Annotated in this window: 14 protein-coding genes; 5 read left to right on the top strand and 9 right to left on the bottom strand. The window is 73.1% G+C overall.

What is annotated here, in order from left to right; translation table 11 throughout:
• Window positions 1-13 precede the first annotated feature (13 nt).
• From AB0M79_RS16495 to AB0M79_RS16475, 5 genes are all read right to left on the bottom strand, one after another.
• Complete coding sequence (locus AB0M79_RS16495; RefSeq protein ID WP_364214251.1) at window positions 14-847, bottom strand: hypothetical protein; 834 nt, start codon at window positions 845-847, stop codon at window positions 14-16.
• 192 nt (window positions 848-1,039) lie between these two features.
• On the bottom strand, window positions 1,040-1,948 hold the full coding sequence (locus AB0M79_RS16490; RefSeq protein ID WP_364213736.1) for a hypothetical protein: 909 nt from the start codon (window positions 1,946-1,948) through the stop codon (window positions 1,040-1,042).
• The gene (locus AB0M79_RS16485) at window positions 1,935-3,971 is read right to left on the bottom strand and encodes a hypothetical protein (RefSeq protein ID WP_364213733.1); all 2,037 of its coding nucleotides are present in this window, start codon (window positions 3,969-3,971) and stop codon (window positions 1,935-1,937) included. Before AB0M79_RS16485 ends, AB0M79_RS16490 begins: the two co-directional genes overlap by 14 nt.
• A 234-nt stretch (window positions 3,972-4,205) precedes the next feature.
• Window positions 4,206-5,804 (bottom strand): hypothetical protein, encoded by a 1,599-nt coding sequence (locus AB0M79_RS16480; RefSeq protein ID WP_364213730.1) that lies wholly within the window; start codon window positions 5,802-5,804, stop codon window positions 4,206-4,208.
• 115 nt (window positions 5,805-5,919) lie between these two features.
• Window positions 5,920-6,780 carry an alpha/beta hydrolase gene (locus AB0M79_RS16475; RefSeq protein ID WP_364213727.1) on the bottom strand — a complete coding sequence of 287 codons (861 nt, stop codon included), beginning with the start codon at window positions 6,778-6,780 and terminating at the stop codon, window positions 5,920-5,922.
• Here AB0M79_RS16475 and AB0M79_RS16470 point away from each other — a divergent pair.
• Entirely contained in the window at window positions 6,769-7,242 is a 474-nt protein-coding gene (locus AB0M79_RS16470) for a WYL domain-containing protein (protein ID WP_364213724.1), read from the top strand. The genes AB0M79_RS16475 and AB0M79_RS16470 overlap by 12 nt on opposite strands.
• A 77-nt stretch (window positions 7,243-7,319) precedes the next feature.
• Window positions 7,320-7,595: a DUF2277 domain-containing protein gene (locus tag AB0M79_RS16465; RefSeq protein WP_364213721.1), complete on the top strand. Its 276-nt coding sequence runs from the start codon at window positions 7,320-7,322 to the stop codon at window positions 7,593-7,595.
• 24 nt (window positions 7,596-7,619) lie between these two features.
• Here the strand turns inward: AB0M79_RS16465 and AB0M79_RS16460 are convergent, their stop codons facing one another.
• Both AB0M79_RS16460 and AB0M79_RS16455 read right to left on the bottom strand, forming a co-directional pair.
• A complete protein-coding gene (locus AB0M79_RS16460) occupies window positions 7,620-10,082 on the bottom strand; it encodes an FtsX-like permease family protein (protein WP_364213718.1) in 2,463 nt (820 codons plus the stop codon).
• On the bottom strand, window positions 10,079-10,900 hold the full coding sequence (locus AB0M79_RS16455) for an ABC transporter ATP-binding protein (protein ID WP_364213715.1): 822 nt from the start codon (window positions 10,898-10,900) through the stop codon (window positions 10,079-10,081). Before AB0M79_RS16455 ends, AB0M79_RS16460 begins: the two co-directional genes overlap by 4 nt.
• A gap of 109 nt (window positions 10,901-11,009) precedes the next feature.
• Here AB0M79_RS16455 and AB0M79_RS16450 point away from each other — a divergent pair, with 109 nt between their 5' ends.
• Window positions 11,010-12,254, top strand: coding sequence for a sensor domain-containing protein (locus AB0M79_RS16450; RefSeq protein WP_364213712.1), 1,245 nt, complete (start codon window positions 11,010-11,012; stop codon window positions 12,252-12,254).
• On the top strand, window positions 12,245-12,886 hold the full coding sequence (locus AB0M79_RS16445; protein ID WP_364213709.1) for a response regulator transcription factor: 642 nt from the start codon (window positions 12,245-12,247) through the stop codon (window positions 12,884-12,886). Before AB0M79_RS16450 ends, AB0M79_RS16445 begins: the two co-directional genes overlap by 10 nt.
• A gap of 84 nt (window positions 12,887-12,970) precedes the next feature.
• Here AB0M79_RS16445 and AB0M79_RS16440 read toward each other — a convergent pair whose 3' ends face one another.
• Together AB0M79_RS16440 and AB0M79_RS16435 are read right to left on the bottom strand one after the other, a co-directional pair.
• Window positions 12,971-13,831 carry an alpha/beta hydrolase gene (locus AB0M79_RS16440; RefSeq protein ID WP_364213706.1) on the bottom strand — a complete coding sequence of 287 codons (861 nt, stop codon included), beginning with the start codon at window positions 13,829-13,831 and terminating at the stop codon, window positions 12,971-12,973.
• 126 nt (window positions 13,832-13,957) lie between these two features.
• Window positions 13,958-14,704 carry an IclR family transcriptional regulator gene (locus tag AB0M79_RS16435; RefSeq protein WP_364213703.1) on the bottom strand — a complete coding sequence of 249 codons (747 nt, stop codon included), beginning with the start codon at window positions 14,702-14,704 and terminating at the stop codon, window positions 13,958-13,960.
• Here AB0M79_RS16435 and AB0M79_RS16430 point away from each other — a divergent pair.
• Window positions 14,703-14,876, top strand: a complete 174-nt coding sequence (locus AB0M79_RS16430) for a hypothetical protein (RefSeq protein WP_364213700.1) — start codon at window positions 14,703-14,705, stop codon at window positions 14,874-14,876. The two genes, AB0M79_RS16435 and AB0M79_RS16430, sit on opposite strands and share 2 nt — an antisense overlap.
• The last annotated feature ends 116 nt before the right edge of the window (window positions 14,877-14,992 follow it).

The following is a 14,992-nucleotide window of genomic DNA, read 5'->3' as shown; positions in this document are numbered from 1 at the left end:
ACTCAATCCCTGATCACGCGGATCGGTGCGGGGCGGGGAGGCCGATCGGGTTCATCGCCGGCAGGTGGGTGCGGGCCGCCATGGCGATCGGGTGGAGCAGGGAGGCCAGCCGCTCGGTCGCCGTACCGCCCAGGCCACGCCACGGCGCGACGGCCAACTCGTCGGTGCGGCGTTCGATGTCGTCGCGGGCGGTCCGCGCGGCCGTGGTCGGCCTGCCGTCGACCTCCAGCCAGCCACGCTCCACCAGCCGGGTGGCGGCCGCGTCCCACTCCTCGTCCGACCAGCCCCGGTTGGGTTGCAGGACCTCCCGGTCGCTGTCCAGGGCAGACCGCCACACCAGCGCCTCGACCCCGTCGAGACCGGCGTTGACCAGCGTCGCCACGTGCCCGTCACCGCGGTGCTCGCGCAGCACGGTCGCCGCCTGCCACAACACCCCGACCGGGTCGGCCGGCCACGGCAGGTCGGCGTGCGCGGCGGCCAGCGCCCGCCCGGCGAGATCGGCCTGACCGGCCGCCGACCGCAGCAGTTCCGCCGCCTCGGCCACGTCGGCCGCGGGCACCGACCCGAGTACGTCGTCGAGCGCGGCCCGGGCACCGTCGAGCCGGGCGGCCAGGGTGTCGGCCGGGGTGGCCCGAGTCCACACGTCGGGCAGTGCCCGCCGCACCATCGCCGGGTGGAAGCCGAAGAACGTGGCGTGGACCGGGCCGGGGCCGACCGGCCCGAACGCCGCGGCCCGGCCGGCGAAGTAGCCGCGCCAGTAGCCGCGCAGCCCGACCGCCTCGTAGCGGGCCCGGGCCTGCGGCGCGAAGTAGGTGACCGCGTGTACCGGTTCGAAGAGGGTCCACATCCGTCGCGCCCGGTCCATGCCGTCTCCCGCCTCCGGTCCGATGATCATCCGACTGTCGCACACGACCACGTCGGCCCAGTAAACCCGACGGCGGGAACACGGCCCGTGCCGTGTTCCCGCCGTCCCCCCGTTTCGGGACAAGAGGTGCCGGTCCGCACGGTTGGGGGGCAATCCGCGCGGACCGGCACCGGCCTAATTGGTTTCGACAACTCCGGAGCAGGCGAACCGCAGGGAGATGTCGATCTCGGCGTCGTAGCTGTTGGAATCGAGCAGCCCGGTCAGGACGATCTCGCCGGCCGGCAACTTGTCGGCCGTACCCTCCTGGAGGGTGGCGCTGCCCGCGAACGAGTCGCCGGGCTCCAGTTCGACGAAGCCCTCCGGCTGGCTCATCTTGGCGTACCCCGCCGACATCGTGTTCAGGTACCGGCCCTTGTGCCGCAGCAGGCTCAGCGTGATCGACGAGGTGTCCTCGGTGTCCACCGTGTAGCCGTCGCCGGACTTGACCAGCGAGACCTGGCCCTGACCGCCGACCTTGGCGTCGGTGTCGAAGTAGACGCTGACGATCAGGTCGCCGGTCGACTTCGAGCGGTAGCAGCGCGTCGTGGCGACCCAGCCCGGCGTCGTACCGGGCAGCTCCCCGCCTTCCAGCTTGATCTCGCCGCGCGGGACGGTCGAGACCGTCGCCGTACACGCCGAACCACCCTCGAGGCCGGCGAACACCAGCGTGTCGCCGCGCTGGAGCAGGTCGCCGGCGACGCCGCCGAAGCCGGCGATCAGTGCCAGTTCCTCGTCGCTGAGCTTGCCGTACGTCAGCCGGTCGACCAGCCGCCACTGGCCGGCGGCCAGCATCTTCGACAGGTCCTGGCAGGGGCGGGCGCTGGCCAGCGTCACCTGGGTCTCGGTCTGCGTCACCGGTACGACGTCGGCGGAGACGTACAGCCCGGCGAACGTGGTCAGTCCTCCGCCGGCCGACGAGGCGCCGGTGTCACCACGGTTGCCCATCCTGGGCCCTTCGTCGTCGCCGGTGCAGGCGACCAGTCCGGCCATCGCCAGCAGGCCGGCGGCGAGCAGCAGCGCCCGGTGGGGCTTAGAGGCCGTCATAGGAGTACTTCACCTTCGGGCAACGCGGGTCCTCTTGCACCCGCACGATGGGCCAGGAGAGGTCGCTGAACGGGAAGCTGCTGCCGCCGAGCAGGATCTCGACGTCGCCGACCGGCCGGCCGACCCGGTAGTCGGCCAGCACCTCGAACCGCGTGTTGAGGAACGGATAGAAGCGCAGTACGCCGTCGAGGAACTGGGCGCCGCCCTCGCCCTTCATGATGAAGAACGGGTTCGGGCCCTCCCGGTCGTTGGTCATGACGCTGATCTCGTTGTCCTGGCCGGCGAAGCCCTTCGGTACGTTGACCCCGGTGACCGCACCGGCGGCCTGGAGCATGCCGCTGCTCTCCGCACCGGCGTACCCGGCCGTGCCCTTGAACGGACCGGCCACCCCGGTGCAACTGACCAGGTCGACGTGGACGTCCATCAGCTTCGCCAGGAGAAGGTTCACCTCGTTGCTGCCCTGGGCCAGGATGATGTCCGCGCCGTGGTACTTGACCTCGATGGTGATGGTCTGCGCCGGCAGTCCCGCCTTGACCAGGACCTCCTTGAGCAGGTCGAAGGTCTTGCCGATACCGAAGCCGACGGCGTTGGACAGGAAGCCGTAGGCGTCGCCCAGCTCGAACGGGAAGCTCTCCTTGTCCAGCTTCGCGATGAACAGGGCCTTGCCCTTCAACTCCTCACCCTCGCCCGCCGGGTCCTCGACCGGTGGCTTGACTTCCAGGGTCGCCTTGCCGTCGTCACCGGTCTTCGACCCACGGGTGAACTTGGCGCTGTCCGCCGAAATCGCCTTCAGCAGTTGGGCGCCACCCTTCTGGTACCCGCCGATCAGTGGCTGCTCGCTGTCCCATTTGACGGTCATGCCCTTCATCGGGCCGGGCTTGGGGACGTCGACCCCGGCCAGTGCGTAGCACTCCAACTTGTCCAGGGCGATCCCCGCGTCGAAGAGCGCCGTCGCGGTGAGCGTGACATGTTCGTCCCGGGTGCCCGCCCGGTGCTTGAAGTGCGTGCTGCTCTTGTCGGCGGTGAGGTCGAGGCGGGCGCCGAGCATCAGGAGGATCGCGCTCGCCGCCGCGCCGGCCTTGCCCCACGCCTCGTTCGCCTTGTCGAAGGCCTCCTTGCCGCCTTCGGTGAGGAACTCCTTGGACAGCCGGTCCTTCAGTTCACCCTTGAGGAAGTCTGCGTGGGCCTTGCCGGCCGCGTCGCCGGGACTGGCGAAGATGGCGGCGAACTCGCCGCACGGCCCGGCCGGGTCGGCGTGGGCGACCCCGCCGCCGAGCAACCGGTCGACCAGTCCGGGGCGGCCCAGTGCCTGCGGCTTGGCGCCCGGCTTCACCTCGCCGAACCGGCTGGTGGCGTGCCCCAGCAGCAGCGTGGTCTGCAACGGGTCGAGGAACACCGACGCCGGGTCGGCACCGGGAAAGAAGACCTGCTGACGGTGGGCGGCGAGGGCGCGTACGCCGGCCGCCGCGGTGACGAAGACCGGGTTGTCGCCCGGCTCCTTGGCCCAGTTGCCGATCGCGGCGGTGAGCTGGGCGAACGTGGGGTCCTTCTCGGTCAGCCCGACCGAGGTGAGCAGGGTCGCGAACTCCTCGACGGAGTAGCGGTCACCGGCCCGGGTCGCCCTGGCCAGAAGCGGGACGAGCTCCGCGTAGACCGGCGCGTCGACCATCGCCAGCTGGTCGGGCACCGCCACGACCGGCCCCTTCGCGGACACGATCGCGTGCCCGGAGCGGCGCAGCAGTTCGGCGGTCGCCGCGGCCGACCGGTCGGCGTCGTCGGAGAGGATGTCGGCGACGAGTTGCTCGGCCGCCTGTGCCGGGTCGTCGGGCAGCCCCTTGGCCACCGCCTCGACGGCGGCGCTGTCGACGCTGCCGGCCTTGCCCGGCTCGTCGTCGTCGCCGGGCGTGCATCCGGTGGCGACGAGCGCGGCGCAGATGAGCGCCGCCGTCGATCGTCGCCATCGGGCTCGGGTGGTTCTGCGTCGTACGCCGCCACCTCGTGCACCGCAGGAGGTGCGTGTCATCGGTACTTCCCTTCGCAGCCGGGGCCTGCCCCGTGATGGCACGCGTCGGTGCCGCCCATGAAGCAGTGAAGCCGCCGGCTGTCCCGGGCAACCAGGGACCGTTGTCCCACCGCTTCGGGATCTTCACGGGCGCTGAGTCCTGCCCACGCCGGCGTCGGCCCGGTCGATCGGTCCGGAAGCGCGACAGCCACCGAGCGCGGTGCTCGGTGGCTGTCGGAGCCGGTCGGGGCGGGCTCAGCCCTCGACGACGGTGATCACCAGCGGTCCACCCGGTGGTTGCTCGGTCTGGCCCGGGTAGCCCACCCGGGTCCGGTTCCCGGCCGCGTCGGTCAGGGTGAAGCCGACCGTGTACTGACCGGGTGCGAGAGATCCCGGGTACGCGGTGAGCCCGATCAGGCCGTCCGCCGGTTCCTGGACACCGCGCGAGGAGCCTCCCCGCGACGCGCCGGCAGCGTTGTAGATCGTCATGCTCATCCCGGTCACCGGGGCGGGTGAGGTGGTGTCGACCGCCACCGTGAGCGGGATTCCCGCGCCGGCCTGCAACTCGACCTGGGTCCAGTCCGTCTTGGACAGTGATGCCGACAGCACGGCCGGCGGGACCGGGTCGGCCACCCGGGTGATCGCGAGGCCCAGGTCGGCGTTGCCGTACGCGGTGCCGTAGAACGCTTCGTTGCCGGCGGCGTCCTTCAGCACGATGCCCGTGATCACGCACTCACTCGCGTGGGTACCCATCTCGATCGGCACCACGGCGGTGCCGTCCGCGCGGATGGTCGGCGTCGTGCTCGCCGCGCACCAGCTCACCTCGACGTGGACCGACGCCAGCCCGCCGACCCCGCCGGACGGGGTGAACACGAGTTCGGCGGTCTTGGGCGTACGCCAGTTGTCGACGACCTCGGGCGTCACCGTGAAGCCGGTCGCGGAGATCACGTCGTTGCGGCTCACCCGGACGGTCGGGGCGGACACCCCGGTGAGGACGTTGGTGTGCCCGGCGTTGTCGGTCAGCACGACCTTGAGCACCGACCAGGCACCGGCCGGGCTGCCGGCCGGGATCACCGCCGTCACGGTGCACCACGCGAAGGTGGGGTCGGGGACGTCGTTGCCCTCGCCGCACTGGGGCGCCCAGCCGCCGAGGTGCTCAACGGCGAAGGGCGCGACGACGCGCTGCCCCTGCGGTCCGGCGAACACCACGCGTCCCTTCCAGAAGCCGCTGCCCTCGTCGCTGACCAGGGTGCGGTATCGCAGCGTCACCCCGTTGCCGTCGTCGTAGACGGCGGTCGGCTGGCCGGGTGCCAACGTGAGCCAGGTGACGTAGGGTGCCGTCCCGTCCACGAGCTGGGTCACGCTGAACTGGGCGGCCGGGTGGGCGAGCGCGGCCTGGCCGAGCGTGCGGCTGTTGCCCCGGTCGTCCTCGATCGTCACCTTCGTGACCCGCCAGACGGCCGCCGTCGCCGCGCCGTACTGGGGCACCTGGAAGGTGTATTCGTAGTCGGAACTGCGCACGTCGCCGGCATGCGACCACACCTGTGCGGGAGTGGAACCGAGGGCGTAGCTGACCGTCCGGGCCGAGCCGACCGGCGTCGAGTCCACGAACTGCCGGAACTGGACGGTGCCGCGAACCGTGGTGGCGGCACTGTCCTGATTGGCCACGGTCCAGGTGAGCTGGATCTGGGCCCAGCCCTCGCTGGCGTCGACGTCGGCGGCGCTCCAGGCGAGGTTCGGGACGGACAGTGCGGGTGTGCGTGGGGCGGCCTCGGCGGGTGTGCCGATCAGCAGGGCCGCGAGCAGGGTCGTCACCACCGCTGCGGGCAGTATGCGGATACGCGACAGGATCAAGTGCTCTTCCTCCTGTTGGGACGGTCGCCTCCCGCGACCGGGCGCAGAGCATAACGTCACCCTCCGACAACCCGCTGTCGATTTCCGCCGGCCCGCGGCCCGGTCGCGGTGGCGGTCACCGCAGGTCGCGGAAGAAGTCGCGGATGTCGGCGGTGAGCAGTGGCGGCTCCTCCAGCGCGGCGACGTGGCCGCCCCGGTCGACGTCGGTCCAGCGGGTGATGGTGTGTGCCGCCTCGGCGTAGCGGCGGATGCCGACGTCGTGCGCGAAGACGATGGCCCCGGTCGGTACGCCGGAGTTCGCCGCCTGGGCGCCCCAGCCGTGCTCCTGGGCGTATCCGACGTACGCCGCCGAACCGGCCGTACCGGTCAGCCAGTAGATCATGACGTTGGTGAGCAGCGGGTTCCGGTCGATCACCTTGTCCGGCTCGACCGGACGGGGGTGGGTCCACTCCCGGAACTTGTCCATGATCCAGGCGAGTTGGCCGACCGGGGAGTCGGTGAGGCCGTACGCCAGGGTCTGCGGGCGGGTGCCCTGGACCGCGATGTAGCCGAACTCCTCCCGCATGAAGGCCTCGATGCGGCTGATCCGGTCGCGTTCGACGTCGGTGAGGCCGGCGAGTTCGTCGTCGGGCAGCGGCAGCTCGGGGATGTCTCCGGGACCGCCGTTGACGTGCACGCCGGCGACAAGGTCGGGTGCCACCCGGCCGAGTTCGGGGCTGACCGCGGCCCCGATGTCGCCGCCCTGCGCGCCGTACCGGTCGTAGCCGAGGCGGCGCAGTTCGGCCCAGGCGCGGGCGATCCGGGCGGTGTCCCAGCCCCCGTCGGCGGTCGGGCCGGAGAAGCCGAAGCCGGGCAGCGACGGGATGACGAGGTGGAAGGCGTCGGCCGGGTCGCCGCCGTGCGCGCGGGGGTCGGTCAACGGGCCGATGATGTCGAGGAATTCGACGACCGAGCCGGGCCAGCCGTGGGTGAGCACGAGCGGGAAGGTGTCCGGTTCGACTACCGCGGCCACGACGGGGCGGAGTCGACGCGTACCGTCGAACCGCACCGCCTGGTGCACACCGGTCGACGCTGGTATCTGGTCGCCTGGGACGTCGACCGGGCGGACTGGCGGACGTACCGGATGGACCGGATGGTGCGGCGGGCCCCGACCGGGCCGCGCTTCCGGCCGCGCGAGGCGCCCGATGTCGACCTGGCCGACTACCTGTCGCGGGGAGTGACGACCGGCGCCTACCGCTATCGGGCCCGGATCACGCTGCACGTGCCGGCGGCGACGGCGGCCGAACTGGTCCCGCCGACGATCGGCGTCATCGAGGCTGTCGACGACGGGAACTGCCTGCTGCACACGGGTCGAACTCGCTCGACGAACTCGCCGTCCACGTCGGGCTGTTCGACCTGCCGTGCACGGTGCACGAGCCGGCCGAACTCGTCGCCGTGATCCGCCGGCTCACCGCGCGGCTGACCGCCGCGATCGACAGCCGGTGACCGTCGGTGGGTCCTGGCATCCTTGGGCGCATGTGCAGAAGCATCCGGGTCCTCCACAACTTCGAGCCGCCGGCGACCGAGGACGAGATCCACGCCGCCGCACTCCAGTACGTCCGCAAGATCAGCGGTGCGACGAACCCGTCGGCGGCCAACGCCGAGGCGTTCGACGCCGCGGTGGAGGCGGTCGCCGCCGCCACCCGTACCCTGCTGGAAAGCCTGGTGACCAAGGCGCCGGCCCGGGACCGCGAGGTCGAGGCGGCCAAGGCCAGGGCCCGCGCCGCCGAGCGGTACGGCAGCGCGGGCTGAACCCGTCGGGCCGGCGGGCCGGGGTCAGTCCCGGTCGGCGGCCAGCGCGGTCGGCGGCGCCGCCGCCAGCCGGTGGGCGGGCAGCACGCTGGCGAGCAGCGCCAGCAGGTAGCAGGTGGCGACCAGCGGCAGCACCGTCGACCAGGGGATCACCAGATCGACCGGCGACCCGAGCAGTTCGGTGTAGCCGTTGCGGAGCCCGACGAGCGCGGCGAACGCGACCAGTCCGCCGAGTACCGCGCCGATGGTGACGGTCAGCGTGGTCTCCACCGCGACGGTCCGGGCGACCTGGCCGGGGGTCGCCCCGGTCAGCCGCAGCACGGCGAAGTCGCGCCGTCGGGCGGTGGTCGCCATCAGCAGCGTGTTGGCGATGGCGATGCCGGTGTAACCGACCGACAGGGCGAGCAGCACCAGCAGGAAGATCCGGACGAGCCGGTCCTCCTCGGCGTCGGCGCGGTGGGCGTACTCGGCCGGGGTCGCCGCGAGTCCGCCCAGGCCCTCGACGCCGGCCCGGTCGGGGGTGATGCCGGCGGCGTACAGGACCGGGGTCAGCGCGGACGGGTCGTGCGTCCGGGCGGTGTCCCGGTTGATCAGGACCGGGGCGGGCAGGGCGTGGTCGCCGGCGAGGGCGACCACCCGCAGGGTGGCGGTCTCACCGTCGGCGAGGACGACCCGGGCGGTGCCGCCCAACTGCCAGCCGTGCCGGTGCGCGGTACCCACGGTGGTGACCAGCGCGTCCGGGGCGGACAGGTCGTCGAGCGAACCGGACGAGACGGACACCGAGGCGGCGGCGAGCGCGGCGGGTTCGACACCGGACGCCTCGACGGGCCATGTCTCGCCGGCCGGCCCGGTCACGAAGATCCGGGTCGGCAGCTCGGCGGCGGAGGTGCCGCCGCCGGCCGCGACGGCCGCCGCGACGGCGTCGGAGAGTCCGGGTACGCCGTCCGGGGAGACCACCACGTCGGCGGGCACCCGTTCGGCCCGCTGGGTGCCGAACGCGTGCGACTGGATCTCGAACAGGCCGGTGATGAGCACCGCGAACCCGACGGTGACCAGCACCGGTGCGGCGGTGGAGGCGACCCGGCGGACGGCGACGAGCGCCCCCTCCCGGACCAGTTCGCCGGTGGCACCGCGCGCCGGCCGGGTGACCAGCCGCACCACCGGCGGGATGATCACCGGGGCGAGCAGGAAGAGGCCGACGATCAGCGACATCGCCGCGTAGATCATGAGGTTGACCAGCATCTCGGGGTCGAGCGCGGGGGCGGCGGCGATGACGGCGAGGCCGCCGGCGGTGCCGAGCACTCCGAAGATCCACCGGGCCGGGGTCATCGGCCGCCGGTCGACGGCCGCTTCCCGCAGCGCCTCCAGCGGACGCACCCGGCCGGCGCGGCGGGACGCCGACCAGACGCCGAGCAGGGCGACGGTCAGCCCTACGGCGACCGCGCCGAGCAGCACCAGCGGGTCGGGCAGCACCGTGAAGCCGGCCGGCTGGAGGCCGGCCTCGACCATCAGGTCGCCGAGGATCGGCCCGAAGACCGCGCCGAGCACCGCGCCGCCGCCGGCGGCGAGAAGGCCGACGACGACCGCCTCGCCGTAGATGATCCCGCGGACCTGGCCCGGGGTGGCGCCGACCGCCCGTAGCAGGCCGAGTTCGCGGCGGCGCTGGGCGATGCCGAACGCGAACGTCGACGCCACCACGAAGATCGTGACGAAGCCGGCGAGGCTCGCCATCGCGATCAGCAACTGCGCGCCGATCCACCGGGTCCGGCCCTCGAACTCCGGTTCCAGGGCGGTCCGGCCGGCACCGGCGTACACGTCGGCCCGGTCACCGACGACGTCGCGGGCGGCGGCGGCGACCGCATCCGGGTCGGCGCCGGGCGAAAGGCGCAGGCCGATGACGGTCACCCCGCCGGCCAGCCGGTCGGCGGTCGGGTCGGCGACGTGGAAGCCGGGCCCGTCGACGGTGCCGGTGACGGTCAGCGGCAGCGGGCCGGCACCGGTCAGCAGCGTCACCCGCTCCCCCGGCGCGTGACCGAGGTCGCGGTCGAGGGCCACCTCGCCGTCGGCGGCCGGCGCCCGGCCGGCGACGATCGGGTACGGCGCCAGCGCGGCGGTGGACCAGGCGTGCCCGTTGTGCTGCCCCTCGCTCGGCGCGCCGACCGGCCGGCCGTCCCGCACGAGCTGGGCGTAGAACGACAGGTCGGGTACGGCGGACTCGACCCCCGGCAGCGCCGCCAGGCGCCCGGCGAGCGGGCCGGCGTCGGCCCGGCTCCACGGCAGGAACTCGGGGAACGCCTCCGGGTCGGCGCCGGCCGGGGCGGCCCGCACCAGCACCTGCGCGCCGGCGTACCGGTCCGGCACCTTCGGCTGCGCCGCGACCAGGACCAGCAGGGTGCTGACGAGTACGGCGACGCCGAGCCCGAGGGCGACGAACGAGCCGAGGAAGGTGGCCCACCGGGCCCGTACGGTGGCCAGGGCGAACGTCACGCGCCGGCCTCCAGGTGCGCCATCCGGGCGGCGATCGCCTCCGGGCCGAGCCGGGAGCCCGTCGCCGGACCGCCGGCACCCGGGCCGGGCCGCGCCCCGGTCAGAACGGGTGCCGGTGCGGTCATCTCGTCGACGAGACGGCCGTCGGCGAGGAAGAGCACCCGGTCGGCGTACGCGGCCGCGACCGGATCGTGGGTCACCATGATCACGGTCTGGCCGTGCCGGTCGACGATCCCGCGCAGCAGGGCCAGTACATCCCGCGACGCTCTCGTGTCGAGCGCCCCGGTCGGCTCGTCGGCGAACAGGACCGCCGGCCGGGTCACCAGCGCGCGGGCGATCGCCACCCGCTGCTGCTGCCCGCCGGACAGTTCGCCGGGGCGGTGTCCGGCCCGGTCGGCGAGACCGACCTCGTCCAGGGCGCGCACCAGGTCGGCGCGGGCCGGGCGGCGGCCGGCCAGCTTCAATGGCAGGCCGACGTTCTGTTCCGCCGTCAGCGCGGCGACCAGGTTGAACGACTGGAAGACGAAGCCGATCCGCTGCCGGCGCAACACGGTCAGCGCCCGTTCGCCCAGCGGGCCGAGGTCGGTACCGGCGATGGTCACCGTGCCGCCGGTGGGCCGGTCGAGGCCGGCCGCGCAGTGCAGCAGCGTCGACTTGCCGGAGCCGGACGGCCCCATGACGGCGGTGAACGTGCCGGCGGGGAAGTCGACGGTGACGCCGTCGAGGGCGGTCACCGCCTGCGGGCCGGTGCCGTAGACCCGGCGCAGGTCCGCCAGCCGTACGGCGTCGGCGGTCGTTTCGTGGAGGATCGTGGTCACCGGCCCAGCCAACCGTCAGGTGCGGCCGGGCACATTGGCGCAGGGACGAGGATCGAAGGTATAGCCAGCTCTACCGTCACCGGGTCGGGCCACCGGTAGCGTCTGCGGTGTGGTCGCCCGGACCGCCCTGGAGGCGCTTACCCTGCCGCCGCTGCGCCTGTTGCGCTCGCCGTGGCCGTGGCGGTCGCTGGCATACCTGGGTTCGGGGGTGCTCCTCGGCCTGGCCAGCGTCCTGGCGCTGGTCACCCTCGGCACGCTCGGGGTGGTGCTGCTGATCGGCGTGGTCGGCCTGCTGGCGCTGCCCGGCATGGTCTGGGTCGGGATCGTGGTGGCCCGGTTCGAGCGGCGCCGGCTGCGGCTGGTCGACACCGAGCCGGCGTACGACCCGCACCGCCGGCCGGCCCGGCCCGGCTGGCGGGCCTGGCTGTCGACCCGGACGCGGGAGGCGGCGACCTGGCGCGAGTTCGGCTACCTGCTGGTGTCGGCGCTGGCGCTGTGGTGGATCGACCTGCTGCTGGTGGCCGCGGTGCTGTACGTGCCGCTGATGTTCATGAGCGCGCCGTTCGTCGACTCCGACCTGCCGATCTACCTGACCGTGCCGTCGCTGCTGGGCGGGATCGGCATCCTGCCGCTGGCCACCTATCCGATCATGGCGTGGGCCGGCACCCGGGCCGCGATCGCCCGGGCGGTGCTGTCGCCCCGGGACACCGAACTGACCGCGCGGCTGGTCGAGGTGTCCCGGTCGCGGGCCCGGCTGGTCGACGCGTTCGAGGTGGAACGGCGGCGGATCGAGCGCGACCTGCACGACGGCGCGCAGCAGCGGCTGGTCGCGTTGAGCATGACGCTCGGCCTGGCCCGGCTCGACCTGCCGGCGGACTCGCCGGCCGGGCAGCAGGTGGCCCGGGCGCACGAGCAGGCGAAGGAGGCGCTGGCCGAGCTGCGGGAGCTGATCCGGGGCGTACACCCGCAGGTGTTGAGCGACCGCGGCCTGCCGGCGGCGGTCGAGGACGTCGCCGGGCGGTCGCCGCTGCCGGTCGACGTCGACCTGCCGCTGCCCGGCCGGCTGCCGGCCGCGGCGGAGCAGGTGGCGTACTTCGTGGTCACCGAGGCGCTGGCGAACGTCGCCAAGCACAGCGGTGCCAGCCGGGCCCGGGTCGGCGGCGGCGTCACCGGGGTCACCGGCGACTGGCTCATCGTCGAGGTACGCGACGACGGCGTCGGCGGCGCCGACCCGGCCGCCGGCAGCGGGCTGACCGGGCTCGCCGACCGGGTCGCGGCCGTCGACGGGCGGCTGCTGCTGTCGAGCCCGGCCGGCGGGCCGACCGTGGTCCGGGCGGAGATCCCGTGCGGGTAGCGCTCGCCGAGGACTCGGTCCTGCTGCGGGAGGGGCTGGCCGGGCTGCTCCAGCGGTTCGGGCACACCGTCGTCGCCTCGGTCGGCGACGCGACCGCGCTGGTCGAGGCGGTCCGGGTGCACGGGCCGGACGTGGTGGTCACCGACGTACGGATGCCGCCCGGCTTCACCGACGAGGGATTGCGGGCCGCCGTCGCGCTGCGCGCCGCCCGGCCGTCGCTGGCCGTGCTGGTGCTCAGCCAGTACGTCGAGCAGACGTACGCGGCGGAACTACTCGACTCCGGCCGGGGCGCCGGGGTCGGCTACCTGCTCAAGGACCGCATCGGTGAGGTCGAGGAGTTCGTCGACGCGCTGGCCCGGGTCGCCGCCGGCGGCACGGTCGTCGACCCGGAGGTGGTCCGCCAACTGCTGCGCCGCCGCCGGGATCCGTTGTCCCGGCTGACGCCGCGCGAGCGGGAGGTGCTGGGATTGATGGCCGAGGGCCGGTCGAACGCGGCCATCGCCCGCACCCTGGTGGTGTCGGAGGCGGCGGTGGCCAAGCACATCGGCTCGGTGCTGGCCAAGCTCGACCTGCCGCCGGACGAGGACGCCCACCGCAGGGTCCTCGCCGTCCTCGCGTACCTGCGCGGCTGACCCTGCCTGCCCTGCCCCCCGCAATCTTGCAGTTATCTCCCCTTTTGTCGCTTCTGCCCGGCGACAAGTGCAAGATCGCGGGACCTACTTCTTCTTGGCCATCGCCGGGGTACGGGCGCCGATGAACTGCATGATCGCGTTGTTCACCTCGTCGGCGTGCGTCCACGGGATCGCGTGCGGGGCGCCCGGCAGCGTCACCAGTTCGCTGTCCGGCAGCATGGCGTTCAGCCGGGGCGCGGTCACCGGGTACGGCAGCACCCGGTCGGCGTCCCCGTGGATGATCAGCGTCGGTACGTCGATGCGCGCCACGTCGGCCCGGAAGTCGGTCAGCCAACTGCTGACGCACTCGTAGGTGCCGATGGGCGACGCGCTGACCGCGGTGTTCCAGTTCGCCCGGTACGCCTCCTCGCTGACCTGCTTGCCCCTGGTCTGGTCGTAGTTGAAGAAGTCGTTGAGGAAGCTGGTCTGGTAGGCGTAGCGGTCCGCGACGATCGCCTGCTGGAACCCGTCGAACACGGCCTTGTCGACCCCCTCCGGGTTGTCGGCGGTCTTGAGCAGGTACGGCGGGATCGTGCTGACCAGCACCGCCCGGCTGATCCGGTCGGAGCCGTACGTCCCGAGGTAGCGGGTCACCTCGCCGGTTCCCATCGAGTGGCCGATCAGCACCACGTCGCGCAGGTCCAACTCGTTGACGAGCATGTTCAGGTCCGAGGCGAACGTGTCGTAGTCGTAGCCCTCGGTCGGCCGGGCCGACTGGCCGAAGCCGCGCCGGTCGTAGGCGATGGTCCGGTAGCCGGCCATCAGCAGGGCCGGCACCTGCTTCTCCCAGGCCGCGCTGCTCAACGGGAAGCCGTGGATGAGCACGACGGGCTGGCCGGAGCCGTGATCCTCGTAGTAGAGGTCGATCGGCGCGGAGTTCTCGGTACCGACGGTCACGTAGGGCATGGCTGCTCCTCCTCCTGGGCGTACGCGCGGTGATCCCTGGCAGGCGCGTACAGGGGGATCCCGGCACGCGCGTGCGCGGCGGTATTCCCCACCGCCCGCGCGGTATTCGCGCGGGCCGGCCCGCGCTCAGAAGACGTCGGCCGCCGCGATCTCGGCCGCGCCCCGGGCCAGCAGGGTCCGGGCGCGGTCCAGCCCGTCGAGGGTGAGGCGCCGGATCGGGCCGGCGGCGCTGAGCGCGGCCGGGCAGCGCCCGTCGGCGGTCAGCACCGGCACCGCGACCGCCCGGATGCCCTCGTTGCGCTCCTGCTCGTTCAGCGCGTAGCCCTGTGCGCTGACCTGCCTCAACTCGGCCCGTAGCTCGTCGGAGGAGGTGATCGTGTGGGCGGTGTAGCGGGGCAGCCCGCTGTCGATCACCTGTTCCAGGAGCGCGTCCGGGCCGAACGCCAGCAGCACCTTGCCGGCCGCGCTGGCGTGCAGGCTGGTCAGCGCTGCCGGCAGGACGCCCAGCCGGACGGCGTCGTCGGCCGGTTCGCGGCGGTCGACGTAGAGCAGCGAGCGGCCGCTGACCACGCCGAGGTGGATCGTCTCGTTGCACTGCGCGACGAGCCGGTCCAGGACCGGCCCGGCGACGGTGACCAGGGAGTTCCGGCGCCGGGCGTGATCGCCGAGCGGGATCAGCCGGGGGCCGAGGGCGTAGTCGCGGTTGGGCAGGCGGCACACGTAGCCGCGCTCCTCCAGCAGGGCGAGCATCCGGTGTGCGGTCGGCTTGGTGACGCCGGTGGCCCGGGCGACCTCGCCGAGGCTGGCGCTGCCGCGTTCGTTCTCCAGGGCCTCCAGGATGGACAGGGCCTTGCCGAGGGAGGTTCCGGCCATGGCCATCGCCCTTTCCGATCTGTTCCGTACGGGTGTCGCCGACGCATGGTCGCACACCTACCGGGCCGGGTCGGTGGGTGTGGTGGCGGCCACCGGCCCGCCGTGGGCGCCGGGGCCGGCGGGCCCGCGCGGCGGCTTCGACCCGGCGGCGATCACGCCGCGTCGATGGTGACGGGTACGTGACACCGGGACACTGATCACCCTGCGTCAGAGTCTCGACACACAGGGATTCGTCACTATACTCGCATTCGTCAATCATTCACTTGATCAGATATTGACGGAAAATTA

Origin of the sequence: Polymorphospora sp. NPDC051019, from assembly GCF_040683055.1 — a bacterium.
In the GTDB taxonomy this organism is placed as follows: domain Bacteria; phylum Actinomycetota; class Actinomycetes; order Mycobacteriales; family Micromonosporaceae; genus Polymorphospora; species Polymorphospora lycopeni.
Note: the sequence above shows the minus strand (reverse complement) of the source record. Positions and strands in the feature narration are given on the sequence as shown.

What these genes read in the sequence shown, in the direction of transcription:
- AB0M79_RS16495 (WP_364214251.1), bottom strand. Translation starts at nt 847, where the DNA reads ATGTGGACCCTCTTCGAACCGGTACACGCGGTCACCTACTTCGCGCCG.
- AB0M79_RS16490 (WP_364213736.1), bottom strand. Translation starts at nt 1,948, where the DNA reads ATGACGGCCTCTAAGCCCCACCGGGCGCTGCTGCTCGCCGCCGGCCTG.
- AB0M79_RS16485 (WP_364213733.1), bottom strand. Translation starts at nt 3,971, where the DNA reads ATGACACGCACCTCCTGCGGTGCACGAGGTGGCGGCGTACGACGCAGA.
- AB0M79_RS16465 (WP_364213721.1), top strand. Translation starts at nt 7,320, where the DNA reads ATGTGCAGAAGCATCCGGGTCCTCCACAACTTCGAGCCGCCGGCGACC.
- AB0M79_RS16440 (WP_364213706.1), bottom strand. Translation starts at nt 13,831, where the DNA reads ATGCCCTACGTGACCGTCGGTACCGAGAACTCCGCGCCGATCGACCTC.
- AB0M79_RS16430 (WP_364213700.1), top strand. Translation starts at nt 14,703, where the DNA reads ATGGCCATCGCCCTTTCCGATCTGTTCCGTACGGGTGTCGCCGACGCA.
- AB0M79_RS16435 (WP_364213703.1), bottom strand. Translation starts at nt 14,704, where the DNA reads ATGGCCGGAACCTCCCTCGGCAAGGCCCTGTCCATCCTGGAGGCCCTG.